This is a genomic window from Streptomyces sp. NPDC050704 (genome assembly GCF_040654355.1).
In the GTDB taxonomy this organism is placed as follows: Bacteria; Actinomycetota; Actinomycetes; order Streptomycetales; family Streptomycetaceae; genus Streptomyces.
Genome location: NZ_JBFAHW010000017.1, coordinates 59,644 through 83,971 on the forward strand (window position 1 = coordinate 59,644; position 24,328 = coordinate 83,971).

Consider the following 24,328-nt stretch of genomic DNA (forward strand, 5'->3'; position numbering starts at 1 on the left):
GCGCACCGCAGTACACGTACCCGTACTCGCTCGAATTCGTTCCTGCCCCCGTCCCCGCCCCGAGGAGTTCCGTCATGCCCAGAATCAGCCGAGTCTGTCTCGCCGGTACGGTCACCGCGCTCGCCCTGACCGCCTCCGCCTGCACCGGTTCCAGCACGTCCGGCGCGACCGACGACGCGAGCAAGCCGTCCACCATCACCTTCTGGCACCCCTGGAGCGCCCCCACCGAGGTCAAGGCGATCCAGGCCAACGTCGACGCCTTCGAGAAGGCGCACCCGAACATCACGGTCAAGGTCGTCGGCAACGTCGACGCCGACAAGGTGAACCAGGCGCTGCGGGCCGGCGGGTCCAACGCCCCGGACGTGGTGGCCTCCCCCGAGACCAGCAACGTCGGCAAGTTCTGTTCGTCCGGGGTGTTCGCCGATCTCGATCCGTTCCTCGAGAAGTCGAAGATCGACACCGAGAAGACGTTCCCGAAGCCGATGCTGGACTACACCCAGTTCGAGGGCACGCGCTGCGCGCTCCCGCTGCTCGGTGACGCGTACGGCCTCTACTACAACAAGACGGCGTTCGAGAAGGCCGGGATCACCTCCCCGCCGAAGACGCTGTCCGAGTTCAAGGCCGACGCGATCAAGCTGACCAAGAGCAAAGGTGACAGCTACTCGCAGCTCGGCTTCATGCCGAACTTCCACGGCTACGAGGTCACCGTGCCGCACCTCGCGGCGCAGTGGAGCCCCGAGTACTTCACCTCCGACGGCAAGTCGAACGTCGCCAAGGACCCTGTTTTCAAGGAGCTGTTGACCTGGCAGCAGGACATGGTCAAGTCGCTCGGCGGCTTCAAGAAGCTGGAGAAGTACCGCTCCACCTTCGGTGACGAGTGGTCCGCCCAGAACCCGCTGCACACCGGGCAGATCGCCATGAACATAGACGGCGAGTGGCGCGGCGGGATGATGAAGGACGCGGGTGTGGACTTCGAGGTCGGAGTCGCGCCGTTCCCGGTCCCGGACGACCAGGCCGACACGTACGGCAAGGGCTTCCTGACCGGCACGATCATCGGCATCGCCGCCACCAGCAAGAAGCAGAACGCCGCCTGGGAGCTGACGAAGTACATGACGACCGACACCGACGCGGTCGTCTCCTTCGCCAACGCCATCAACAACGTCCCCTCGACCTTCGCGGCGCTGAAGTCCCCGAAGCTGGAGGACGACGCGACGATGCAGGCCTTCGTGAAGATCGCCGAGAACCCGAACAGCAGCACCGCACCGGCCGCGGTCAACGGCAGCGCCTACCAGGAAACGCTCCAGAACCTCGCGTACGACTTCGAGTCCGGGAAGGTGAAGGACCTGGACGCGGGTCTGAAGAGGACCGCCGGGCAGATCGACACCGACATCGCCAAGGCGAAGTAGCCCGGTGGCGATCATCTCCGGCCACTCGGCGGCGCTTCGTTCGAAGCGCCGTCGGGAGGGGCTGCGTACGCTGGCGTTCCTCTCCCCCTGGCTCATCGGTTTCAGCGTCTTCTTCGTCTATCCGCTGCTGTCGACCGTCTACTTCTCCTTCATGAAGTACGACGGCTTCAAGCCGCCCGTCTTCAACGGTCTGACCAACTGGACCTACGTCTTCAGCCAGTACCCGTTCTTCTGGGCCGCGATGCGCAACACCCTGTGGCTCGTGGTGATCATGGTGTCCTGCCGGGTGGTCTTCGGCCTCGGCATCGGGATGCTGATCACGAAGATCAAGACGGGGGCGGGCTGGTACCGCACCGCCTTCTATCTCCCGTATCTCGCCCCGCCCGTGGCGGCCACGCTGGCCTTCGCTTTCCTCCTCAACCCCGGTACGGGGCCCGTCAACCAGGTGCTCGGCGACCTGGGTCTGCCGCAGCCCGGCTGGTTCAACGATCCGGCCTGGTCGAAGCCGGCGCTGACGCTGCTCGCCCTGTGGGGCATCGGCGACCTGATGGTCATCTTCATGGCGGCGCTGCTCGACGTGCCCAAGGAGCAGTACGAGGCGGCCGAACTCGACGGCGCCGGGTCCTGGAAGCGGTTCCGCTTCGTCACGCTGCCGAACATCCGGCCCATCGTGCTGTTCGCCGTGGTCACCGGCGTGATCCAGACCATGCAGTACTACACGCAGCCGCTCATCGCCGGTAAGACGGCCAGCGGTGTCATCGGCGCCGGAGCCGGTCAGATCTACGAGCCGGGCTACCCGGGGAAGTCGACGCTGACCCTCCCCCAACTCGTCTACACCCTGGGCTTCCAGCGCTTCGACACCGGCTCCGCCTGCGTGGTCGCGCTCGTGCTCTTCGCTCTGTCCATGGCGTTCACCGCGCTGCTGATGCGCCGCCGCAGCGGCCTGATCTCGGTGGAGGACTGATCCTCGTGACACACACCGTCACCGCGCGCCCGCCGACCCCGACCACGGGCGGTCCGGCCGCCACGACCGGCCGCCGGAGCCCGGCGGCCCGGGCCGCCCGCCGCAAAGAGCTGCTGCACTGGATCGCCGTGCACTCCCTCGGCATCGCCGCCGCGCTGTTCTTCGTCATGCCGTTCGTGTTCATCCTGCTCACCTCCCTGATGGACGATCAGCAGGCCCTGACCAGCGCCCTGTGGCCGCGCTCCTGGAACTGGGACAACTACTCGAAGGTCTGGAACGCCCCCGGCTTCCTCACCTGGTGGCGCAACACCCTGCTCTACGCGGGACTCGGCACCGTCCTGACGGTCCTGTCCAGCGTCCCGGTGGCCTACGCGCTCGCCAAGTTCCGCTTCCGCGGGCGCCGGATCGCGATGATGCTCGTCATCTCCGCGATGATGCTGCCGCCGCAGGTGGTCATCGTGCCGATGTACCTGTTCTGGGCCAAGCAGATGCATCTGACGGGCACCCTGTGGCCGTTGATCATCCCGATGGCCTTCGGTGACGCGTTCAGCATCTTCCTGCTGCGCCAGTTCCTGCTGACCATCCCGGACGAGTACCTCGACGCGGCCAAGGTCGACGGCTGCGGCGACCTGCGCACCCTGCTGCGCATCGTGGTGCCGCTGGCCAAGCCGGGGATCGCGGCGGTCGCGCTGTTCCAGTTCTTCTACTGCTGGAACGACTACTTCGGGCCGCAGATCTACGCGAGCGACAATCCGGCGGCCTGGACGCTCAGTTACGGGTTGGAATCCTTCAAGGACAACCACCACACGAACTGGAATCTGACCATGGCCGCGACGCTGCTCGTCATGGCGCCGGTGATCGCCGTGTTCTTCTTCGCACAGAAGGCCTTCATCGAAGGCGTGACACTGACGGGAGTCAAAGGGTGAAGCTGGCAGTCGTCGGCGGGGGTTCGACCTACACGCCGGAACTGATCGACGGATTCGCCCGGTTGCGGGACACCCTGCCCGTCGAGGAACTCGCGCTCGTCGACCCGGCCGCCGACCGGCTGGAGCTCGTCGGCGGCCTGGCCCGGCGCATCTTCGCCAAGCAGGGGCACCCCGGCCGGATCGTCACGACCTCCGACCTGGACGCGGGCATCGAGGGCGCCGACGCCGTCCTGCTCCAACTCCGCGTCGGCGGCCAGGCCGCCCGCCAGGAGGACGAGACCTGGCCGCTGGAGTGCGGCTGCATCGGCCAGGAGACGACCGGCGCGGGCGGCCTCGCCAAGGCGCTGCGTACGGTCCCGGTGGTGCTCGACATCGCCGAGCGCGTCCGGCGCGCCAACCCGGACGCCTGGATCATCGACTTCACCAACCCGGTGGGGATCATGACCCGCGCCCTGCTCCAGGCCGGTCACAAGGCGGTCGGACTGTGCAACGTGGCGATCGGATTCCAGCGGAAGTTCGCCGGGTTCCTGGGCCTCGCGCCCGCCGATGTGCACCTCGACCATGTGGGCCTCAACCACCTCACCTGGGAAACCAGTGTGCGAATCGGCGGCCCGGAGGGCGAGAACATCCTCCCCAAGCTGCTCGCCGAGCACGGTGAAGCCATCGCCGCCGACCTGCGCCTGCCGCGAGACGTCATCGACCGCCTGGGCGTCGTCCCCTCCTACTACCTGCGCTACTTCTACGCGCACGACGAGGTCGTACGAGAGCTGCGTACGAAGCCGTCGCGGGCCTCCCAAGTGGCGGAGATGGAACGGAAGTTGCTGGAGATGTACGGCAACCCGGACCTCGCCGAGAAGCCGGCGCTGCTGGCCCAGCGGGGCGGGGCGTACTACTCGGAGGCGGCCGTGGACCTCGCGGCGGCCCTCCTGGGGGGAGCCGGGGGCGGCAGTCCGTACCAGGTGGTGAACACGTACAACAAGGGGACGCTGCCGTTCCTGCCGGACGACGCCGTCATCGAGGTGCAGGCGGCGGTCGGCACCCGGGGCGCCACGCCGCTGCCGGTGCCGCCGGTGGACCCGCTGTACGCGGGCCTGATGGCCAACGTGACGGCGTACGAGGATCTCGCCCTGGACGCCGCCCTGCGCGGCGGCCGCGACCGGGTCTTCCGCGCGCTGCTCGCCCATCCCCTGATCGGCCAGCACGCGTACGCCGACGCCCTCACCGACCAGCTGATCGCGCACAACCGGGAGCACCTCGCGTGGGCATGACCTCATCGGGATCCGGCGCCCGGGCGGCCGCCGGACCCGCTCGCGCCGCGTCCGGTACGGCCGCGTCCGGGACGGCCGCCGTGCTGGCCGTGGACGCGGGGAACAGCAAGACCGACGTGGCCGTCGTCGGGGCCGACGGGCGGGTGCTCGCGGCGGCGCGCGGCGGCGGGTTCCGGCCGCCCGCGGTCGGGGTCCGGCAGGCCGTGGACACGCTCGCCGAGGCCGTCGGCCGGGCCTTCGCCGAGGCGGGCGTCAGCTCCGTGGACCATGTCTCCGCCTGCCTCGCCAACGCCGATCTCCCGGTGGAGGAGCGGGAGTTGGCCGCCGCCCTGCACGCGCGTGCGTGGGGGACGAGTACGGAGGTCCGCAACGACACCTTCGCGATCCTGCGCGCCGGGATCGACGAACCGCGGGGCGTGGCGGTGGTCTGCGGCGCGGGCATCAACTGCGTCGGCATGCGGCCCGACGGGCGCGTCGCCCGCTTCCCCGCCATCGGCCGGCTGTCCGGTGACTGGGGCGGCGGCGGGGGTCTCGCCGACGAGGCGCTGTGGCACGCGGCGCGCGCCGAGGACGGCCGGGGCGGTCCGACCGCGCTGGCCCACGCCCTGCCCGCGCACTTCGGCCTCGACTCCATGTACGCGCTGATCGAGGCCCTGCACCTGAAGCACCTCGCGCACGAACGGCGGCACGAGCTGACGCCGGTCCTGTTCGCCACGGCGGCGGACGGCGATCCGGTGGCCCGCGCGCTCGTCGACCGGCTCGCGGAGGAGGTGGTGGCCATGGCCGCCGTCGCCCTGGCCCGCCTGGACCTCGTCGACGAGAAGACACCGGTACTGCTGGGCGGCAGCATCCTGGCGGCCCGGCACCCCCAACTCGACGACCGCGTACGGGAACTGCTGACCGCTCGCGCCCCCAAGGCGGTACCCCGGGTCGTCGCCGCCAGACCGGTCCTCGGATCCGCCCTCCTCGGTCTCGACCACCTGGGCGCCCCGGCCCGGGCGCACGCCCGCGTGCGGGAGTTTTACGAGCGGGTCTGACGCGCCGGGAACCGAACAGTTCGGGATGGCGTATTCATCAGCAGGGGAGGGACGGGATCTTCGCCGTACTGCGACTGTGCTGCAATCCGAACAAGATCGAGTCAAGGCCTGTGCGGATGTCAGTCCCGGCGGCGATACTTGCGGCCGTGCACCTCTTTCCGTGCTTCCCGGCGGCGGGCGGAGGTGACCGGCCGATGACCATGGGGGAGGTCAAGTGACGTACCAGCAGAAGGGCAGTTCGGCGCCACCGGGTCCACCGGGGCCGCCGCCTGTGTCCACCCTGCCCGCGGTGCCGCCGCAGGCTCCGCCTCCGGGGCCGCCGGTCCGGCCGGCCGCGCCCGACGCCGCGACGCCCCCACGCCGTACGGCCTGGGCGGAGGGCGTCGACCGGCTGCGGGCCGCGGCGACCACGGAGCCCGGGCGGCTGCGCATCATCGGCGCCGCGCTCGCCTTCCTCGTCATCGTGTTCGGCGCGGTCACCGCCTGGCAGATGACGGAGCGTTCGGCCGCCGCCGACGACGTGCTGCACAGCAGCCAGCCGCTGAGCGCCGACGCGGCGGACATCTACCGCTCCCTGGCCGCCGCCAACACGGCGGCGTCCAGCGGCTTCCTCGCGGGCGGCCAGGAGACGGCCGAGTCCCGCAAGCGGTACGAGGAGAACATCAGCCTGGCCGCGGACAAGCTGGTGACCGCCGCGACCAACTCCGAGCCCGGCTCGCCGTCCGAGAAGACCATCACCAAGCTCAACACGCTGCTGCCCGAGTACAAGGGCCTGGTCGAGCGTGCCCGGGCCAACAACCGGCAGGGCTTCCCCCTCGGCGGCGCCTACCTGCGGTACGCGAACGCGAAGATGCAGGTGATGCTCGGCGACGCCGAGGACCTGTACAAGGTGGAGAACCAGCAGCTGCGCTCCGACTACGACAACGCGACCCCCTACCCGTGGATCGCGATCGGTGTCGGCGTCGTCGCGATCGGCGGACTCGGCTGGGCCCAGCGGCGCAACTACCGGCGGACGAACCGGGTGCTGAACCAGGGCCTGGTGGCCGCCACCGCCGCGTCCACGGTCGTCCTGCTGTGGCTGGTCGTCGGTCACAGTGTCGCCCGCGCCGGGCTGAACGAGTCGTACGACGACGCGGTCCGCTCCCTGAACACGCTGAACGACGCCAGGATCGCCTCGCTCAAGGCCCGGGGCAACGAGAACCTGACGCTGGTCGCCCGCGGCGCGGAGACCAAAGAGGTCGGCACGGGCGAGAACAAGCAGGTCGTGGACGTGTTCGACAGCGACTACGAGCTGCAGATGAAGGAACTCACCGCCAAGCTGGGCGCCGCCGAGAACCTCGCCGACAACGACAGCGCGGGCGTGAAGCCGGTGGAGGCCGCGGCGGCCAACATGAAGGTCTGGAAGGAACGGCACAAGGAAGCCCGCGCGCAGGACAACGCGGGCAACTACCAGGGCGCGCTCGACAAGGTGATCGGCGCCAAGGTCGACAAGCCGACGGGCGAGTGCTTCGACAACGTGGACAAGGCCCTGCAGACGGCGATCGGCCACGAGTCGGCCCAGTTCAAGCAGGCGGCCGGCGACGGCCGGAGCGCGATGAACGGTCTCGCGGTCGGCGCCGCGGTGCTCGCCGTGCTGGCCGCGGCGGGCGCGGTGCTCGGCATCGGGCGCAGGCTGTCGGAGTACCGGTGAGAGGGGGCATGACGATGAACGCACGACGTTTGCGGTCCAGGCTGAAGGGCTGGGGCGGGGTCGGCGCGATGGCGGTCGTCTGCGCCCTCGCGGCGGTCTTCGCGCTGCTGCTGCCGGTGGCCCAGTCACGCGGCGGCGACAGTGCGGGCGTCGACGGCCAGGGAGTGGCCCACGGCGAGCAGGCCAAGGCCCCGAAGTGCGTGAAACCCGAAGCGCAGAGCCTGAACCCGGCGTCCGGCGACAAGGACGGCGAGACGGTCCAGCGGATCAAGGAGCGCGGCCAGCTGATCGTCGGCGTCGACCAGAACAGCTACCGCTGGGGCTACCGCGACCCGAACAGCGAGTCGGAGACCGCCGAGCTGGAGGGCTTCGACATCGACCTCGTGCACGCGATCGCGCAGGACATCCTCGGCGACCCGACGAAGGTCGTCTTCCGTGCCATCCCGACCAACCAGCGCATCCCGGCGATCCAGGGCGACAAGGTCGACATGGTGGTGCGCACCATGACGATCAACTGCGACCGGCTGAAGGACGTGGACTTCTCGTCGCCCTACTTCAAGACCGGCCAGCAGGTGCTCGCCGCGAAGGGCCCGGAGATCACGGGATACGACGAATCACTGGCGAACAAGCGGATCTGCTCGGCGACGGGCTCCACCGCCTTCGACACCCTGGAGGCGGACAAGGCGAAGGGCACCCTCGTCGCGTCCGCCGACATCAGGACCACGGTGCCGAACCAACTCGACTGCCTGGTAAGGCTGCAGCTCGGTGAGGTCGACGCGGTGGTGACCGACGGCGCGCTCGCCGCGAGCCAGGCCGCGCAGGACCCGACGGTCGAGCTCAAGGGCAAGCCGTTCACCCAGGAGTACTACGGCGTGGCGATGAAGAAGGGTGCCGACGATCTGGTACGCCGGGTCAACCAGATCCTGGTGGACTACCGCAAGGACGGCTGGCAGAAGTCGTACGACAACTGGCTCGCCGCGAGCCTCGGGACATCGTCCGGGCCGCCGCCGGTCGCGTACAAGTAGCCGACGGCCGGACGGGGAACACGGTCCTACGGGGAACAGCCGACAGGGACGACCAGGAACTACCGGGAACGACCGAAAGTGAGAGGTGATCGATGGGCGTCACGGGAGCCTCCGGGCCGGTTATGGACCGGGACGAGGTGGACCGTGCGCTGGCGCGGCTCGGCGCGGAGCACGAGGCCATCGAGACCTCGCTCCTCGCCCTGCAGGACCACGCGGGCCGCAGACTCCTCGAAGGCGCTGAGCTCACGGGCACGACCAAGGAGCGCTGGGGGGCCGCCGAGGCGTCGATCACCTTGCTGTGGGCGTATTTCGACGCGTACTCGGACGCGCTGCGTTCCGCGCGCCAGATCCGCTCGCGCAGACGCTGGTCGAACCGCGACGATCTCGTGGAGCTCACCGAACTGCTGCGCGGCGAGAGCGTCACGGTGGCCGGCAGCGCGTCCGCCACGGCCTCCGCGCCCACGATGGCCGGCACGGGCAAACTCAGCGAACGCTTCACGCTCGCCGAACTCGTGGACCGTATGAACGAGTTGTACGCGACCTCGCTCGACATGGTCGTCGCGGCCGACGCGGTGTGGTCGGCGCTGCCCGCCCGGATCGACTTACTGGCCGCGGAGTTGCAGCGCACCCGCCGGCTGGCGCACTCGGTGGGCGTACGGCCCGGTGAGCACCCGTCGGGTGACGACCTGGAGCGGATCACGCGGACGCTGACGTCTCTGCGCGAGCAGGTGATCTCGGACCCGCTGGACTTCTGGGTTCCCGCGCAGGGCAGTTCGGCGCCGGGCGGCGGCCGCCCCGACACCACGCGCTACGACCGCCAGGCGCGCGCCCTGGAGGAGGTGCGCCGCGAGATCGACGCCGTGCTCACCGTGCGGCAGGACGCGGAGGCGCGGCTGGTGAAGCTGCGGGACGTGCTCTCCCGCGCGGACCGCACCCTGGCCGAGGCGAGAAGTGCCCGCGGCGAGGTGCTGGCGAAGATCGCCGCGTCCGAGGTGCCCGCGGTGAGCGGTCCGCCGACCCAGCTGCAGGAGCAGTTGGCGACCGCCTCCGAGTACCGCAGGCACGCCCAGTGGCACCGGCTCTCGCCGCTCCTGGAGTCCCTGGAGGAGAAGGCCGAGGACGAACTGATGCGCGCCCGCGAGTCGTTGACCGCGGTCACCGCGCCCCTGGCGGTCCGCGCGGAGCTGCGCGGCCGCCTCGACGCGTACAAGGCGAAGGTCGCCCGGCACGGCCTCGCCGAGGACCCGCTGCTCGTGGAGCGGTACGACGCGGCGCGCCGCATGCTGTGGAGCGCGCCCTGCGACCTGCGTGTGGCGGAACAGGCGGTGCTGCGCTACCAGCACGCGGCCGCCGAACTGCTGGTGCCCAGGGTCCCCGGGCCAGGGGGGCTTCAGGACCGGAGGGGGGAATCGTGAGTGAGCAGAACGTGAGCGGACAGGGTCAGGGTCCGCAGCAGCAGTGCCAGCGGCCCGGCTGCTCGGGGTCGTACGAGGACGTGGGCGGCGGCGAGCTGTACTGCGACACGTGCGGTCTGGCGCCGGTCGTCTCCGCGAGCGGCATGGTGGGGTCGCCGCCGACCGGGATCACCGCGGGTGGCAAGGGTTCGCGCGGCTCAGGCAGCAGCAGCTCCCGGGCCTCCTCGCGCGCTTCGTCCCGCGCTTCCCGCTCATCGTCTCGCTCCGCGCAGTCCCGGCGCTCGGTGTCCGGCCGCCTCTCCCGCTCCGTGTCGGGGCGGACGACGGGCCGTTCGGTGTCGGTGCGCAGCTCCGGTTCGACCGCCGGGTCCTCCGGCCGCGGCCGGCTCGGCGTCGGCCTCGTGCAGGTCCCGGACGTGCCGCGCCCCGACCCGCGGCAGATGGTCCAGGAGAACCCCGAGGTCCCGGAGCGCAAGCGGTTCTGCTCGCGCTCCGACTGCGGGGCGCCGGTGGGGCGTTCGCGCGGCGACCGCCCCGGACGCACGGAGGGCTTCTGCACCAAGTGCGGCCACCCGTACTCGTTCGTGCCGAAGCTGCGGACCGGCGACATCGTGCACGGGCAGTACGAGGTCGTGGGCTGTCTGGCGCACGGCGGGCTCGGCTGGGTCTATCTCGCCGTCGACCGCGCGGTGTCCGACCGCTGGGTGGTCCTCAAGGGCCTCCTCGACACGGGCGACCAGGACGCGATGGCGGCCGCGATCTCCGAGCGCCGCTTCCTCGCCGAGATCGAGCACTCGAACATCGTGCGGATCTACAACTTCGTGGAGCATCTCGACCAGCGCACGGGCTCCCTCGACGGCTACATCGTCATGGAGTACGTGGGCGGCAAGTCCCTCAAGGAGATCGCCAACGGCCGCCGGACACAGGGCGGGAAGCGCGATCCGCTGCCGGTGGAGCAGGCCTGCGCGTACGGCATCGAGGCGCTCGAAGCCCTCGGCCATCTGCACAGCCGCAACCTGCTGTACTGCGACTTCAAGGTCGACAACGCGATCCAGACCGAGGACCAGCTGAAGCTGATCGACATGGGCGCGGTGCGCAGGATGGACGACGACGAGTCGGCCATCTACGGCACGGTGGGCTACCAGGCACCGGAGGTCGCCGAGGCAGGACCGTCGGTCGCCTCCGACCTCTACACGGTCGCCCGCACGCTGGCCGTGCTGACCTTCGACTTCCAGGGCTACACGAACGTGTTCGTGGACTCCCTGCCCGACCCCGGCAACATCGAGGTCTTCCGGACGTACGAGTCGTTCTACCGGCTCCTCGTACGGGCCACCGACCCCGACCCGGCCCGCCGGTTCGCCTCCGCGCAGGAGATGGCGGAGCAGCTCACGGGTGTGCTGCGCGAGGTCGTCTCCGTGCAGACGGGGCGGGCGCGGCCCTCGCTGTCCACGCTGTTCGGGCCCGAACTGAGGGTCACGGACACGGAGTTGTTCGGCGAGCTGGACGGGGACGTGTCGCGGCTCGGGGTGCGGGAGGTGCCGCTCGGGCGCCGGTCGAAGGCCCTCACGGCGGGCAACGGCGGCCCCACCGGGTCTCCCTCGGCCGCCCGCGCCGCCCTGACCGGCGGGCCCGGCGGATACGGGACTCCGGGCAACGGAGCGGACACGTACGGGACTTCGGGCAACGGCGGTGCGCCCGGCCTGGTCAGGCCACTGAACACCGCGTCCGCCGCGCTGGCGCTCCCGGTGCCGCGGGTGGACCCGGGCGACCCGAACGCCGGTTTCCTGGCGGGCCTCATCGCCTCGGCGCCCGCGGAGCTGATCACCGCGCTGCACGCGGCGCCCACCGGCTCCCTGGAGCTGCGGCTGCGCGAGCTGCGGGCGCGCCTGGAGATGGGCGAGCTGGGCAGCGCCACCAGGACGCTCGAAGCCCTGGAGGTGGACCATCCCGACGACTGGCGGGTGGTCTGGTACCGGGGCGTGGCGGCGCTCGCGAGCGGTGACCGCGAGGTCGCGGCGGTGTCCTTCGACGCGATCTACGACGCCTTCCCCGGCGAGCCCGCGCCCAAGCTGGCCCTCGGCCTGTGCGCGGAGGTCCTCGAACAGCTGGACAACGCCGCCGAGTACTACCGCCTGGTGTGGACGACCGACCCGAGCTATGTGAGCGCCGCGTTCGGCCTGGCCCGCGTCCAGCTCGCGGCGGGCGACCGCCGGGGCGCCGTACGGACGCTGGAGTCGGTGCCGGAGGCGTCGATCCACTACACGGCGGCCCGTGTCGCCGCCGTACGGGCCCGGCTGAGGCAGCGGCTGAGCCAGGCCGCCCCGCCCGCGCCGGGGGTGGCCGACGCACCGTTCCTGGACGACCTGACCTCGGCCGCGTCTCAGGTCGAGGCGCTCAACGGGTACGGTCTTGACGCGGTGCGCCGCGAGCAGTTGTCCACAGAGGTCCTCGGCTGTGCCCTCGACTGGGTACTCTCCGGTAGCCGGGGTTCCGCCCCGCCGGGCACCGGAGCACGGACCGTACTGCTCGGCAGTGAACTGGACGAGCGCGGCCTGCGCTTCGGCCTGGAACGCTCGTACCGGACGCTGGCCCGGCTCGCCCAGGGTGGCGAGGAGAGGATCGATCTGGTGGAGCGCGCCAACCGCTACCGCCCCCGGACGTGGGTGTAATTGATGTCGCAGATCCCCCAACTGTCCGCCTGCCCCAGCTGTGAGGAACCGCTGGAGTCGGGTGACCGTTTCTGCGGTGCGTGCGGGTACGACCTGTCGGCCGTACCCGCGCCGCCGGACGACAACCCCACGGTCACCATGAACGGCACGGCGGCACAGCCCCCCGCGGCCGCCGCGTCCGTGGACTGGCCGGTCGCCCCCGAGGTGGACAGCTCGGAGACGCCCGCGCCCGTGGTCCTGCCGACGGACATCGACGGCCGGGAGTCGGGCGGCTCCGACAGCCCCGGCGTACGGTTCGACCGGCCCGCCGGGGTGCCCGCCGAGCCGGAGGAGTACCCGCTGGCCGCGCCGCTGCCTCCCGAGGCGCCGCCCGCCGACCCGCGGGCGGCCGGTGATCCCCGTACGGCCGGCCCCGCGACACCCGCCGCGGGCACCAAGGTCTGCGTGGCCTGCCGCGCGGGCCAGGTCGACCGGGACGGCTACTGCGAGAACTGCGGGCACGCCCAGCCGCGCGAGCGCGACCACATGGAACAGGAGCTGAGCGCGGTCTCCGCGGTCAGCGACCGGGGTCTGCGCCACCACCGCAACGAGGACGCGTTCGCCGTCTCCTCGACCGCGCTGCCCGACGGTTCGCCGGCGGTCGTCGCGATCGTCTGCGACGGCGTGTCCTCGGCGACCCGCCCCGACGAGGCCTCGCTCGCCGCGTCCCGGGTGGCCAACGAGTCCCTCCTGGCGGCCCTGCCACGCGGTACGCACCCGCAGCAGGCCATGCACGAGGCGATCCTCGCGGCCGCGGAGGCGGTCAACTCCCTCGCGGACCGCTCCGCTCCGGCCCACGAGCACCAGCCGCACGTGAACGCCCCCGCCTGCACTCTCGTCGGCGCCGTCGTCACCCCCAGCCTGCTGATCGTCGGCTGGGTCGGCGACAGCCGCGTCTACTGGGTCCCGGTGGACCGGACCCAGCCCCCGGCCCGGCTCACCGAGGACGACTCCTGGGCCGCCCAGATGGTCGCCGCGGGCCTGATGAGCGAGGCGGAGGCGTACGCCGACGAGCGGGCCCACGCCATCACGGGCTGGCTCGGGGCGGACGCGTACGAACTGGAGCCGCACACCGCTTCCTTCAAACCGGACCGGCCGGGTGTAGTGGTGGTGTGCACCGACGGACTGTGGAACTACGCGGAGGCGGCCGAGGAGATGGCCGAGGTCATGCCGCCCGATGCCGCGGACCGGCCGCTGCACAGCGCCCAGGTCCTCGTCGGCCACGCCCTGGACGGCGGCGGCCACGACAACGTAACAGTGGCCGTCCTGCCGTTCCCGGCCCCGTCACAGGGGGCAGGATCGGCCTGAGGCCGCAGCGGTGTCGGCTTCGACGGCCGGTCGGGACCGGCCGAGGACCGGAGGGGACCGGTCCGCCTACTGACATCACCCACGCTTCGTGGGAGTCCTGAGGGGGAGCAGAGAAGGCATGGCCAATTTCTCGAAGTCGAACGTGCCGCAGTTCTCGGTGGATGTGTACCAGAACGAGTACCTGCCGGAAGGCGGCCGCGAGGTCAACGCGATCGTCACGGTGACCTCGACCGGCGGCGGCACGATGGGGAGTGCCGTCTCGGCGCCCCACCTCTACACACCGGGCCAGGGCCCGGACGCGGCCGTGGCGATCATGGTCGACTGCTCGGGGTCCATGGACTACCCGCCGACCAAGATGCGGGGCGCCCGGGACGCGACGGCCGCCGCGATCGACGCCCTGCGCGACGGGGTGCACTTCGCGGTGATCGGCGGCACGCACGTGGCCAAGGAGGTCTACCCCGGCGGCGGCCGCCTCGCCGTCGCCGACGCGCAGACCCGCGACCAGGCCAAGCAGGCGCTGCGCAAGCTGAGCGCGGGCGGCGGTACGGCGATCGGCACCTGGCTGCGGCTGGCCGACCGCCTGCTGTCCTCGGCGGACGTCGCCATCCGGCACGGCATCCTGCTCACCGACGGCCGCAACGAACACGAGTCGCCCGAGGACCTCAAGGCCTCCCTGGACGCCTGCGCGGGCCGGTTCACCTGTGACGCGCGTGGCGTCGGCACGGACTGGGAGGTCAAGGAGGTCACCGGGATCGCGTCCGCGCTGCTCGGCACCGCCGACATCGTCGCCGACCCGGCGGGCCTGTCCGCCGACTTCACGCAGATGATGGAGACGGCCATGGGCAAGGAGGTCGCGGACGTCGCGCTGCGGCTGTGGACCCCGGTCGGCACGGCGATCAAGTTCGTCAAGCAGGTCGCCCCCACGGTCGAACAGCTGACCGACCGCCGTACGGAGGCAGGCCCCCGCGCCGGGGACTATCCCACCGGCTCCTGGGGAGACGAGTCCCGTGACTACCACGTCTGCGTCGAGGTGCCCGAGGCCGGCATCGGCCAGGAGATGCTCGCCGCCCGGGTCTCCCTGGTGATCCCGCAGGGCGACGGAACCGCGCAGACACTGGGCGCGCAGGGTCTCGTACGGGCCGTGTGGACCGACGACATGGTGGCGTCCACGTCGATCAATCCGCAGGTCGCGCACTACACGGGTCAGGCGGAACTGGCACAAGTCATCCAACAGGGTCTGGATGCCCGTAAAGCGGGAGATGCCGACGGGGCAACGGCCAAGCTGGGCCGCGCGGTTCAGCTCGCAAGTGCCTCCGGAAACGCGGATACGGCGAAACTGCTTGCGAAGGTGGTGGACGTGGTCGATGCCGCGGCAGGTACTGTGCGATTGAAAGCAAAGGTCGAGTCGGCCGACGAGATGACTCTCGAAACCCGGTCCACAAAGACTGTTCGTGTAAAGAAGTAGTGCGGTACGGCTCCTCCCGGGGCCGTCAGCAGCAACGAGCCCGGCCCTCTTGGGGCGGAGAACTTCGGCCCCCCGGGCCGGAACAGGAGAGGGGGAAGCGCCGACATGCCGACCTGCCCGAACGGACACCAGTCGGGTTCCGACGACTGGTGCGAGGTCTGCGGTCACCGCATGGCCGGTGCCGTGCCCCCGCCACCTCCGCCGCCGCCCCCGGCGGCCGGCTACGGCTATCCGCCGCCCGGTTCTCCCCCGCCGCCGCCCGGCCAGGGCGGCCGCCCGCATCTGTCCGCGGTGCCCGACCCGTCTCCCGAGCAGGAGCTCTGCCCGCAGTGCCGTACGCCGCGCGAGGGCGGGGCGCCGTTCTGCGAGGAGTGCCGGTGGAACTTCCTGACGAACACCGCGACTTCGTACACTCCGGCCGCGCCGCGGCCGCCGTCACCCGGCGCCGGCCCCGGGCCTGGCCCCGGCGGCCCGAACCCGGCGCTCCGGTTCCAGCAGCAGCCGCCCGGACAGCCCGCTCCTGGCACTAACACCGGTACCGGCGGGTTCGACTACCAGGGCTCCCGGCCGTCACAGATGAACCGGCCCGCGGAACCGATTCCGCCGTACGGCGAGGACCCGTCCGGGTTCCCCGGCGATCCGTCCCGGCCGTTTCCTCCGCCGCCAGGGCCCGGAGGCACGGGCCCCGGGGCGAACGGGCCGGGGATGCCGCCCGGCGGGTACGGCGGTCCTGACGGGTCCGGTGGATACGGCGGTCCCGACGGGCCTGGTGGGCCCGGTGGACCTGGTGGGCCTGGTGGTTCCGGCGGCCAGGGCGGACCGAATGGTTACGGCGGGCCCGGCGGCCCTGGTGGTCAGGGCGGTCCGGGTGCGCCGCAGGGGTTCCAGCAGGCCGGTCCGTCCGCTCCGCCCGGGTACCCGCAGGAGACCGGACATCCGCAGGGACCCGGTGGGCCGTCCTTCGGGGGCGGTGACGACGACTGGGTGCTTCCGCCGCCGTCCACCGGCGGTCCCGGCGGCGCTCAGGGCGGCCAGAGCGGTCAGGGTGGCCCCGGCGGTCCTCCCGGCCCCGGTGGCGGTTACGGATACCCGCAGCCCGGCTCGACCCAGGCGCCTCCCGGGTACCAGCAGCAGCCGCTGCCGTGGAACATCACGATCGGTCCCGACCGCGATTACTTCATGGCGATGATGCAGCGCTCCGGGCCGGAGGCCGCGGGCCTCAACCTGCCCGCGTACTCACCGGAACAGCAGCGTCCGCTCACCGGCAACCAGATCACCATCGGCCGCCGCCGGCACTCCACCGGCGACACCCCGGACATCGACCTGTCGGTGCCGCCGGAGGACCCGGGCGTCTCGCACCAGCACGCGGTCCTCGTCCAGCAGCCCGACGGCACCTGGGCGGTCGTCGACCAGAACTCCACCAACGGCACCACGGTCAACGGCGCCGAGGAGCCCATCCAGCCCTTCGTCCCCGTACCACTGCAGGACGGCGACCGGGTGCACGTGGGGGCATGGACGACGATCACGATCAGGCGGGGCTGAGCCCCGCAAGGGGCGCGGGCCCCGCAAGGGGCGCGGGCCCCGCAAGGGGCGCGGGGAACGGCGCGACCAGCCCCCAACGGCCCGCGGCAAACGAACCACCCGAACCAGCGGAGCTCACGGCAGCGGCCAGGCGTACGGCCCTTCGGGGTCGTCCAGCCACGCCCACGCTCGTTCGCCGCTGACAGTAATCCCGTACCGCCCGCGCACCGGCCGCTCCTCGCGCTCCCACAGCGCGTACGCCTCGTGCGGGTCGAGGGTGCCCACCGTCAGCGTCAGCAGGAACCGGAACAGCTCGTGTCGCCCGGCCGGGCGCGGCAGCCCCTCCAGGTCCATGTCCGGGAGCTCCGCCTCGGGCCGGCCGCCGCCGCGCAGGGGCACGAAGTAGGCGGGCGTGGACAGGAAACGGCCCTCGGCGTACCCGGAGTCCCGTACCCGCAGGGCGATCAGCCCGGTGGCGAACGGCGCGAGGATCCGGGCGCCCGGGCGGCACTGGGCCAGCCAGGGGCGCGGGATCGAGCTCATCGTGCAGGTGGCGATGATCCGGTCGAAGGGGCCGCGCTCGGGGCAGCCGCGCGCGCCGTCGCCGGTGACGACGGCCGGGTGGTGGCCGGCGGCGGCCAGGTGCCGCCGGGCGGACTCGGTGATCTCCGGGTCCAGGTCGACGGTGGTGACGAGTTCGTCGCCCAGCCGGTGCGAGAGCAGAGCCGCGTTGTAACCGGTGCCCGCGCCGATCTCCAGGACCGCGTGCCCGTCCCGCACCTCCAGCTCGGCCAGCATCTTCGCCATCAGGGACGGCTGGCTGCTGGACGACAGCAGCTCGCCGTCACGCAGCCGCGTGGCCAGCGGGGCGTCGGCGTACGCGCCGCGCAGCCACTTCTCGCGCCTGCGCAGGCTGGGGTCCTCGCCCCATCTGCGCTCGTAGCCGCCCTGCACACCGACGTAGTAGTACGGCACGAAGAGGTGGCGCGGGACGCTCTCGAAGGCCTCCCGCCACACCGGGTCGGCGTCCCAGGCCCCGCTCGCCCCGATCTCGCGCACCAGGGCCGCCCGCGCCGTGGCGGCGAGGTCGTCGAGGCCGTGGTCGATGGCGTGCGTACCCATACGTCCACTGTGCGGCGGGACGGGCCGGGAGGCGAGCGCCAGGACCCCAGGGCGCCAAAGAGAGTCATGGTCCTAAGTCTTGAGTCCTCGGTCCCGCCGTCTGAGACCATGGACAGCGTGGCTGCAATTCCGGGGACGACCCCCGGGCCCCCGGCCGAACGGGCCAGGGGCTGACCAGAGCGACTTAAGCGACTTATGTGAGGCCAACCGACGTGGTCGAGATTCCCCGCGGCACTCTTCAGGAGCAGACCTTCTACGAGCAGGTCGGCGGCGAGGAGACCTTCCGGCGACTCGTGCGCCGTTTCTACGAAGGTGTCGCCGAGGACCCGTTGCTGCGGCCCATGTATCCCGAGGAGGACCTGGGCCCGGCCGAGGACCGCCTCACGCTGTTCCTGATCCAGTACTGGGGCGGCCCGACGACGTACAGCGAGAACCGCGGCCATCCGCGGCTGCGCATGCGTCACGCGCCCTTCGCCGTCGACCGCGCGGCGCACGACGCCTGGCTGAAGCACATGCGGGTCGCCGTCGACGAGCTCGGCCTCTCGGAGGAGCACGAGCACACGCTGTGGAACTACCTGACGTACGCGGCGGCGTCGATGGTGAACACGGAGGGCTGAGGCCCCACCGCCGTAACCGAACCGCAATCACGCACGGGTATTGACGGGCCCCGGCCCCGGTGTCATGGTTACGCCCATCGAGACATCAGATGTCTGACGTCAGATCTCGTGATCGCCATGCTGATGGTGGTTGACGGTGATCGCCTGATGACAGACTTCTGGTCACCACCCGTCGAGACCCGCCCGCCGGAGGCCCAACGATGTCGCTCTCCGAAGACCTCGCCGAGCAGCTGCTCAGCGCGATCATCGACGGCACGTACCTGCCGGACGCCGCCCTCCCCCCGGAGGCCGAGCTCGCCGAGCAGTCGTCCGTGAGCCGTCTGACCGTCCGCGAGGCGGTGAAGCAGCTGCGCGCCCAGAACGTCGTACGTGTCGTCCGCGGCCGGGGCACCTACGTGAACCCGCCGGACCGCTGGACCGCCCTGGAACACGTGGTCCGCGTGGCGTCCCGCTCCTCGCACACCGCCCTCTCCGAGCGGCTCATCGAGGCCCGCCGCCTCATCGAGAACGGCGCGACGGAACTCGCCGCCGTGCGCCGCGGCGAGGCCGACCTCGCCGAGCTGCGCGAGCACCTCGCGACGATGCGCGAGGCGGCCGACGCGGGCGACACGGAACAGTTCGTCCAGGCCGACATCGACTTCCACGCCACGGTCATGCGGGCGACCGGCAACCTCTTCGTCCCGCTCCTCTTCGAGCCCTTCGGCCCGCTCCTGGCGGAGGGCCGCCGCGAGACCTCGGCGGTCCCCCAGATCCGGGTCAACGCGATCGCCCACCACGAAGCGGTCCTGATCGCCCTGGAGTCCGGCGACCCGGAGAAGGCCCGCCGCGCGATGGACGCCCACATGAACCAGACGGCGAACGACCTGCGCACGCACGTCATCAAGGACCCGGACACCCGCTGACGTACGCGGCGGCGAACCGCCATGCCGATGAACCGCCGACGTAGCGGCGGCAGTTCACACGGCCGGCGCGGCTGGTGGCACGCGTGCCGCTGCGGGCACCTGTGCCACCTGCCACCGGGCGCGGCACCGTTCCGAACCGAGCGACACCCCACAGGCACGGGCGAGCGGTCCCACGCCCAGGCCTCACCCCCGGGTCCCACCCGCAGGCAACCCACCACCCCAGCCCCCCTCAGGGGCGCGAGGCTGCATCGACATGCGGCTCCGCCGCGTGGGCGCGACCAGCCCACCACAACCCGCAGCAGATCCACGCACCTCCCATCCCCGAGCCCCAGCCCCAGCCCCAGCCCCGACTGAAATCCCCAGGAATCGCCATGTCCCTACCCCGTCATGCCCTTCCCGAGCCCGAAGTCCTCGCCGGCCTGCCTCCGGTCCGCGAGGTCCCCGCCGCCGAGGTAGCCGCGAGAATCCGGTCCGCACCCCGCCTCGTGGTCCTGGACGACGATCCCACCGGCACCCAGACCGTCAAGGACATCCCCGTCCTCACCACCTGGACGGTCGACGACCTCCGCTGGGCCCTGCGCCAGGACAGCACCGCTTTCTTCGTCCTCACCAACACCCGCAGCCTCGCCCCCGCCGACGCCGCCGACCGCAACCGCGAGATCGTCCGCGCCCTCCACCAGGCATCCCGGGCCGAGGGCGTCCCCTACGCCATCGCCTCCCGGAGCGACTCGACCCTCCGCGGCCACTTCCCCCTGGAAACGGACGTGCTGGCCGAGGAGTTGACGGCCCAGGGCGCCCCCGCCCCCGACGGAGTCGTCGTCGTCCCCGCCTATATCGAGGCCGGCCGCCTGACCGTCGACTCGACGCACTGGATGCGCACCCCGGACGGTCTTCTCCCGGTCGGCGAGAGCGAGTTCGCCAAGGACGCCACCTTCGGCTACCGCTCCTCCCGCCTCCCCGACTGGATCGAGGAGAAGACGCACGGCCGCACCCCCGCCGGCAAGGTCCTCCGCATCACGCTCACGGACCTGCGCGTCGAGGGCCCCTCCCACGTGGCGACGCTCCTCTCGACCCTTCGCGACGGCGCGCCCGCCGTGGTGGACGCGGTCTGCGACGACGACCTCCGCGTCCTCGCCCTGGCCCTCGCCGAGGCCGAGGAGAACGGCGCCCACCTCCTCTACCGCGTGGGCCCCTCCTTCGTACGCGCCCGAGCCGGTCAGTCCGCCCACCCGCCGCTCACTCCCGCCGAACTCCGCCCGCTGCGCGGCGACGCCCCGCACGGCCTCATCGTCGTCGGCTCCCATGTCTCCCTGACCACCCGCCAGTTGGACCGCCTGCGCGAACAGCAGGAGAGTCAGCGGGGCGGTAAGCCAGACGGTCAGCCGGGCGGTCCGCAGGACAACCTCACCGAGTACGAGCTCGACGTCGCCCAACTCCTCGACGACACCCGCCGCGCCACCCACATCCGCGAGATCGCCACCGCCGCGGCGGCCGCCCTGGAGACCTCCGACGCGGTCATCCGCACCACCCGCACGCTCGTCACCGGCACGGACCCGGACACCAGCCTCGCCATCTCGCGGAGCGTCTCGGCCGCCCTCGTCGAAGCGGTACGCCTCGTCAACGCCGCCCGCCGCCCCGCCTTCGTCATCGCCAAGGGCGGCATCACCTCCAGCGACACCGCCACCCACGGCCTGGAGATCCGCCGCGCCTGGGCCCGCGGCACGCTGCTCCCGGGCATCGTCTCCCTCTGGCAGCCCGTCGACGGCCCGGCCGCGGGCATCCCGTACGTCGTCTTCGCGGGCAACGTCGGCGGCGACAACGCCCTCGCCGACGCCCTCGCCCTGCTGAGGAGCGCCGCCTGATGCTGCTGACCGGAACGGAAGGCCTGGAGGCCCTCACCGAGGCGTACGAGACCGGCTACGCGCTCCCCGGCTTCGTCGCGTACAACCTCGAAACCGTCCAGGGCATCGTCACCGCGGCCGAAGCCTCCGCAGATCACCCGGTACTGATCCAGGCAAGTTCGAGCCCCTTCAAACACGCGGGCCACGACGCGGTGACCGAGGCGGCGTCCCGAGTCATCACTCAACTGACGCCACAGCCCGCGTAGTTCAGGGCGACGGACGGCCTGACTGCTGAACTGCTGAACTGCTGAACTGCCGGACTTCCTACAGCCGCAGGCGACCGCGCCGCAGGGCGCCCACCCGGGCGAGCCCACCCATCACCCCGGCCGGCTCCAGCGGCGCGGGACTGCATCGATATGCGGCTCCGCCACGTAGGCGCGCCCCCCAGCCAGCCAGCCCGCAGACGTCCCACGCCCCCCAACCCCCAGCCCCCTCAGGGGCGCGAGGAACTGCGCGACCAGCCCCCTCCGACCTGCAGCCGTACTTCCTCCCCACGCACCCCCGTCCCCTCCCCGAAGGACCCCCGAATGACAACCCCTCCCCGCACCGCAGTGATCGGCCTCGGCGCCATGGGCCTCCCCATGGCCACCCGCCTGGCCGCCCACCTCCCGGTCACGGCCTACGACATAGCCGAAACCCGCCGAGCCCTGGTCACAAAGGCGGGCGGCACCGGCGCCGACTCCCCCGCCGAGGCGGCCCGGAACGCGGACATCGTCCTCCTCGCAGTCCGAGACCAAGCCCAAGTGGAAAGCGCCCTCTTCGCCCAGCACGGCGCGGCCGAAACCCTCCGCCCCGGCGCCACCGTCATCCTCACCAGCACGGTCGGCCCGGAAGCGGCCCGCACCACAGCCGCCCGCCTCGCGGGGAACGGCATCCTCACGGTCGACGCCCCGGTCAGCGGCGGCCCCGTACGCGCGGGCAACGGCGACCTCCTCATCGTCGTCGGCGCCGAGGACAAGGCCCTGAACCTGGCCCGCCCGGTGCTGGACCTCCTCGCCTCCACCCTCACGGTCGTGGGCCCCCGCCCGGGCGACGGCCAGGCCCTCAAGGCCATCAACCAGCTCCTGGCCGGCGTCCACATCGCCGCCGCCGCGGAGGCCGTCGCCCTCGCCCGCGGCCTGGGCCTCGACCCGGCCACGGTCGTGGAGAGCCTCCGGCACGGCGCGGCCGGCTCGTTCATGTTCGCCGACCGCGGCCCCCGCATGGTCGAGACGTACGAGGACGGCCCGGACCCCGAGGTGAAGTCCCGCCTCGACATCTTCGTGAAGGACATGGGCATCGTCACCGGCATCGCCCGGGACGCCCACGTCCCGGTCCCCCTCGCGGCCGCCGCCGAACAGCTCTACCTCCTCGGCGAGCACGCCGGCCTCGCCGCCCACGACGACTCCTCGGTCGTCACCGTCCTCTCCCCGAAGACCCCGACCCCGACCCCCGAGAGCACCCCGCAGACCGCGCAGACCGCGCAGACCGCCGAGAACGACTCCCCAGAGGGAGAGACCCGATGAGCCACACCACCCTCCTTCTGATAGCCCTCGCCGGAGTCGCCACCCTTCTGCTGCTGATCCTCCGCGCCAAGGTCCAGCCCTTCGTCGCCCTGGTCGTCGTCTCCATCGGCGTCGCGCTCGCCGCCGGCGTCCCGGCCGCCGACCTGGTGAAGACGATCGAGGAGGGCATGGGCTCCACCCTCGGCCACATCGCGACGATCATCGCCCTGGGCGCGATGATCGGCCGGATCATCGAACTCTCCGGCGGCGCCCAGTCGTTCGCCCACTCCCTCATCGACCGCTTCGGCTCCAAGCGCACCCCGCTCGCGCTCACCGTCGCCGGATTCGTCCTCGGCATCCCGGTCTTCTTCGAGGTCGGCCTGATCATCCTGATGCCGATCGCGTACGGCGTCGCCCGCGCCTCCCGCAAGCCCCTGCTCGTGTACGCCCTCCCGATGGGCGCCGCGATGCTCACCGTGCACGCCTTCCTGCCCCCTCACCCGGGCGCGGTCGCCGTCACCCAGGCCATCGGCGCCGACCAGGGCCTGGTCCTGCTCGTCGGCATCCCGCTGACCGCCGTCGTGGTCCTGCTCGGCTTCCTGGTGTCGCGCCGCATGACCCGCCGCGAGTACCCGATGGACCCGACCGTGTACGCCGAGGTCTACGGCGAGGACGGCCTGGCCGCCGATGCCCCTGTCATCCCTGACATCCCTGATGCCTCCAATGCCCCCGATGTCTCCGATGACGGAGCCACTCCGGCCCCGGGTGGCGGCACCTCCGTACCCACCGAGCCCGCCGGGGACGACGGCCACGGAACCGCCGTACTCACCAAGCCCTCCGCGACCGCCACGAATGCCGCGGCCGCCGGCACCGCCGAGGCCGGCCCGCCACCCTCCTTCGGCATGGTGCTGGCCCTGATCGTCACCCCGATCCTGCTGATCCTCCTCGGCACCCTCGGCCAGAACCTGCTCGACGAGGGCTCCACCCTCCGGGCCGTCCTCACGGTCCTCGGCGCCCCGATGGTGGCCCTGCTGATCGACGTCGCCCTGTGCGGGTACTTCCTGGGCGCCCGCCGCGGCTGGAACCGCACCCGCATCGCCGAGGTCATGGGCTCCGCCCTGCCGCCCGTGGCGATGGTGATCCTGGTGGCGGGCGCGGGCGGTGTCTTCGGCAAGGTCCTGGTGGCGAGCGGCATCGGCGACGCGATCGCCGACGTCCTCGACCGCACCGGCCTGCCCGCCCTCTTCCTCGCCTTCCTGATGGCAATGACCCTGCGCGCCGCCCAGGGTTCGACAACGGTGGCCCTGATCACCAAGGCCGGCATCCTCGGCCCGCTCCTTGAGCGCGCCGACCTGTCCACGGGCCAACTCTCCCTGGTAGCCCTGGCGATGGGCGCGGGCGGCCTCGCCGTCTCGCACATCAACGACGCGGGCTACTGGATGTTCACCAAGCTCGCCGGCCTCGACGTGGCCTCCGGCCTGCGCACCTGGACGGTCCTCACGACCATCATGGGCATGATCGGCTTCGGCCTCACGGCAGCCCTCTGGCCTCTCATGTAACGGTCCGGGG

19 protein-coding genes are annotated in these 24,328 nt (G+C 71.7%); 18 read left to right on the top strand and 1 reads right to left on the bottom strand.

What is annotated here, in order from left to right:
* Positions 1 to 74: 74 nt before the first annotated feature.
* The 12 genes from AB0I18_RS12430 (at position 75) to AB0I18_RS12485 (ending at position 16,754) form a co-directional block, all read left to right on the top strand.
* A complete protein-coding gene (locus AB0I18_RS12430; protein WP_363105389.1) occupies positions 75 to 1,406 on the top strand; it encodes an ABC transporter substrate-binding protein in 1,332 nt (443 codons plus the stop codon).
* A gap of 4 nt (positions 1,407 to 1,410) precedes the next feature.
* Positions 1,411 to 2,370: a sugar ABC transporter permease gene (locus tag AB0I18_RS12435; RefSeq protein WP_363105390.1), complete on the top strand. Its 960-nt coding sequence runs from the start codon at positions 1,411 to 1,413 to the stop codon at positions 2,368 to 2,370.
* 110 nt (positions 2,371 to 2,480) lie between these two features.
* Positions 2,481 to 3,296: a carbohydrate ABC transporter permease gene (locus AB0I18_RS12440; RefSeq protein WP_363105456.1), complete on the top strand. Its 816-nt coding sequence runs from the start codon at positions 2,481 to 2,483 to the stop codon at positions 3,294 to 3,296.
* Positions 3,293 to 4,564: a 6-phospho-beta-glucosidase gene (locus AB0I18_RS12445; protein ID WP_363105391.1), complete on the top strand. Its 1,272-nt coding sequence runs from the start codon at positions 3,293 to 3,295 to the stop codon at positions 4,562 to 4,564. Before AB0I18_RS12440 ends, AB0I18_RS12445 begins: the two co-directional genes overlap by 4 nt.
* Positions 4,561 to 5,601 (top strand): BadF/BadG/BcrA/BcrD ATPase family protein, encoded by a 1,041-nt coding sequence (locus tag AB0I18_RS12450; RefSeq protein ID WP_363105392.1) that lies wholly within the window; start codon positions 4,561 to 4,563, stop codon positions 5,599 to 5,601. The genes AB0I18_RS12445 and AB0I18_RS12450 overlap by 4 nt, the downstream gene beginning before the upstream one ends.
* A 214-nt stretch (positions 5,602 to 5,815) precedes the next feature.
* Complete coding sequence (locus tag AB0I18_RS12455) at positions 5,816 to 7,291, top strand: hypothetical protein (RefSeq protein ID WP_363105393.1); 1,476 nt, start codon at positions 5,816 to 5,818, stop codon at positions 7,289 to 7,291.
* Positions 7,292 to 7,305: 14 nt separating this feature from the next.
* Positions 7,306 to 8,316 carry a glutamate ABC transporter substrate-binding protein gene (locus AB0I18_RS12460; protein WP_363105394.1) on the top strand — a complete coding sequence of 337 codons (1,011 nt, stop codon included), beginning with the start codon at positions 7,306 to 7,308 and terminating at the stop codon, positions 8,314 to 8,316.
* Between the two features lie 92 nt (positions 8,317 to 8,408).
* Positions 8,409 to 9,731, top strand: coding sequence for a hypothetical protein (locus AB0I18_RS12465; protein WP_363105395.1), 1,323 nt, complete (start codon positions 8,409 to 8,411; stop codon positions 9,729 to 9,731).
* Positions 9,728 to 12,400 carry a tetratricopeptide repeat protein gene (locus tag AB0I18_RS12470; protein WP_363105396.1) on the top strand — a complete coding sequence of 891 codons (2,673 nt, stop codon included), beginning with the start codon at positions 9,728 to 9,730 and terminating at the stop codon, positions 12,398 to 12,400. The genes AB0I18_RS12465 and AB0I18_RS12470 overlap by 4 nt, the downstream gene beginning before the upstream one ends.
* Positions 12,401 to 13,747: a PP2C family serine/threonine-protein phosphatase gene (locus AB0I18_RS12475; RefSeq protein WP_363105397.1), complete on the top strand. Its 1,347-nt coding sequence runs from the start codon at positions 12,401 to 12,403 to the stop codon at positions 13,745 to 13,747.
* A 118-nt stretch (positions 13,748 to 13,865) separates the two neighbouring features.
* On the top strand, positions 13,866 to 15,212 hold the full coding sequence (locus AB0I18_RS12480) for a VWA domain-containing protein (protein WP_363105398.1): 1,347 nt from the start codon (positions 13,866 to 13,868) through the stop codon (positions 15,210 to 15,212).
* Between the two features lie 105 nt (positions 15,213 to 15,317).
* On the top strand, positions 15,318 to 16,754 hold the full coding sequence (locus tag AB0I18_RS12485; protein WP_363105399.1) for an FHA domain-containing protein: 1,437 nt from the start codon (positions 15,318 to 15,320) through the stop codon (positions 16,752 to 16,754).
* Positions 16,755 to 16,868: 114 nt separating this feature from the next.
* Here AB0I18_RS12485 and AB0I18_RS12490 read toward each other — a convergent pair whose 3' ends face one another.
* Positions 16,869 to 17,855, bottom strand: coding sequence for a methyltransferase domain-containing protein (locus AB0I18_RS12490; protein WP_363105400.1), 987 nt, complete (start codon positions 17,853 to 17,855; stop codon positions 16,869 to 16,871).
* A 212-nt stretch (positions 17,856 to 18,067) separates the two neighbouring features.
* On the opposite strand from AB0I18_RS12490, the gene AB0I18_RS12495 reads away from it, so the two are divergent.
* The 6 genes from AB0I18_RS12495 to AB0I18_RS12520 all read left to right on the top strand — a co-directional run bounded on the left by AB0I18_RS12495 (position 18,068) and on the right by AB0I18_RS12520 (position 24,318).
* On the top strand, positions 18,068 to 18,472 hold the full coding sequence (locus AB0I18_RS12495) for a globin (protein ID WP_363105401.1): 405 nt from the start codon (positions 18,068 to 18,070) through the stop codon (positions 18,470 to 18,472).
* Positions 18,473 to 18,672: 200 nt separating this feature from the next.
* On the top strand, positions 18,673 to 19,374 hold the full coding sequence (locus AB0I18_RS12500; RefSeq protein ID WP_363105402.1) for a FadR/GntR family transcriptional regulator: 702 nt from the start codon (positions 18,673 to 18,675) through the stop codon (positions 19,372 to 19,374).
* A gap of 371 nt (positions 19,375 to 19,745) precedes the next feature.
* Positions 19,746 to 21,236: a four-carbon acid sugar kinase family protein gene (locus tag AB0I18_RS12505; RefSeq protein ID WP_363105403.1), complete on the top strand. Its 1,491-nt coding sequence runs from the start codon at positions 19,746 to 19,748 to the stop codon at positions 21,234 to 21,236.
* Positions 21,236 to 21,481, top strand: a complete 246-nt coding sequence (locus tag AB0I18_RS12510; protein WP_363105404.1) for a class II fructose-bisphosphate aldolase — start codon at positions 21,236 to 21,238, stop codon at positions 21,479 to 21,481. Before AB0I18_RS12505 ends, AB0I18_RS12510 begins: the two co-directional genes overlap by 1 nt.
* A gap of 321 nt (positions 21,482 to 21,802) precedes the next feature.
* Positions 21,803 to 22,780, top strand: coding sequence for an NAD(P)-dependent oxidoreductase (locus AB0I18_RS12515; RefSeq protein WP_363105405.1), 978 nt, complete (start codon positions 21,803 to 21,805; stop codon positions 22,778 to 22,780).
* Positions 22,777 to 24,318: an SLC13 family permease gene (locus tag AB0I18_RS12520; RefSeq protein WP_363105406.1), complete on the top strand. Its 1,542-nt coding sequence runs from the start codon at positions 22,777 to 22,779 to the stop codon at positions 24,316 to 24,318. The genes AB0I18_RS12515 and AB0I18_RS12520 overlap by 4 nt, the downstream gene beginning before the upstream one ends.
* Positions 24,319 to 24,328: the final 10 nt, after the last annotated feature.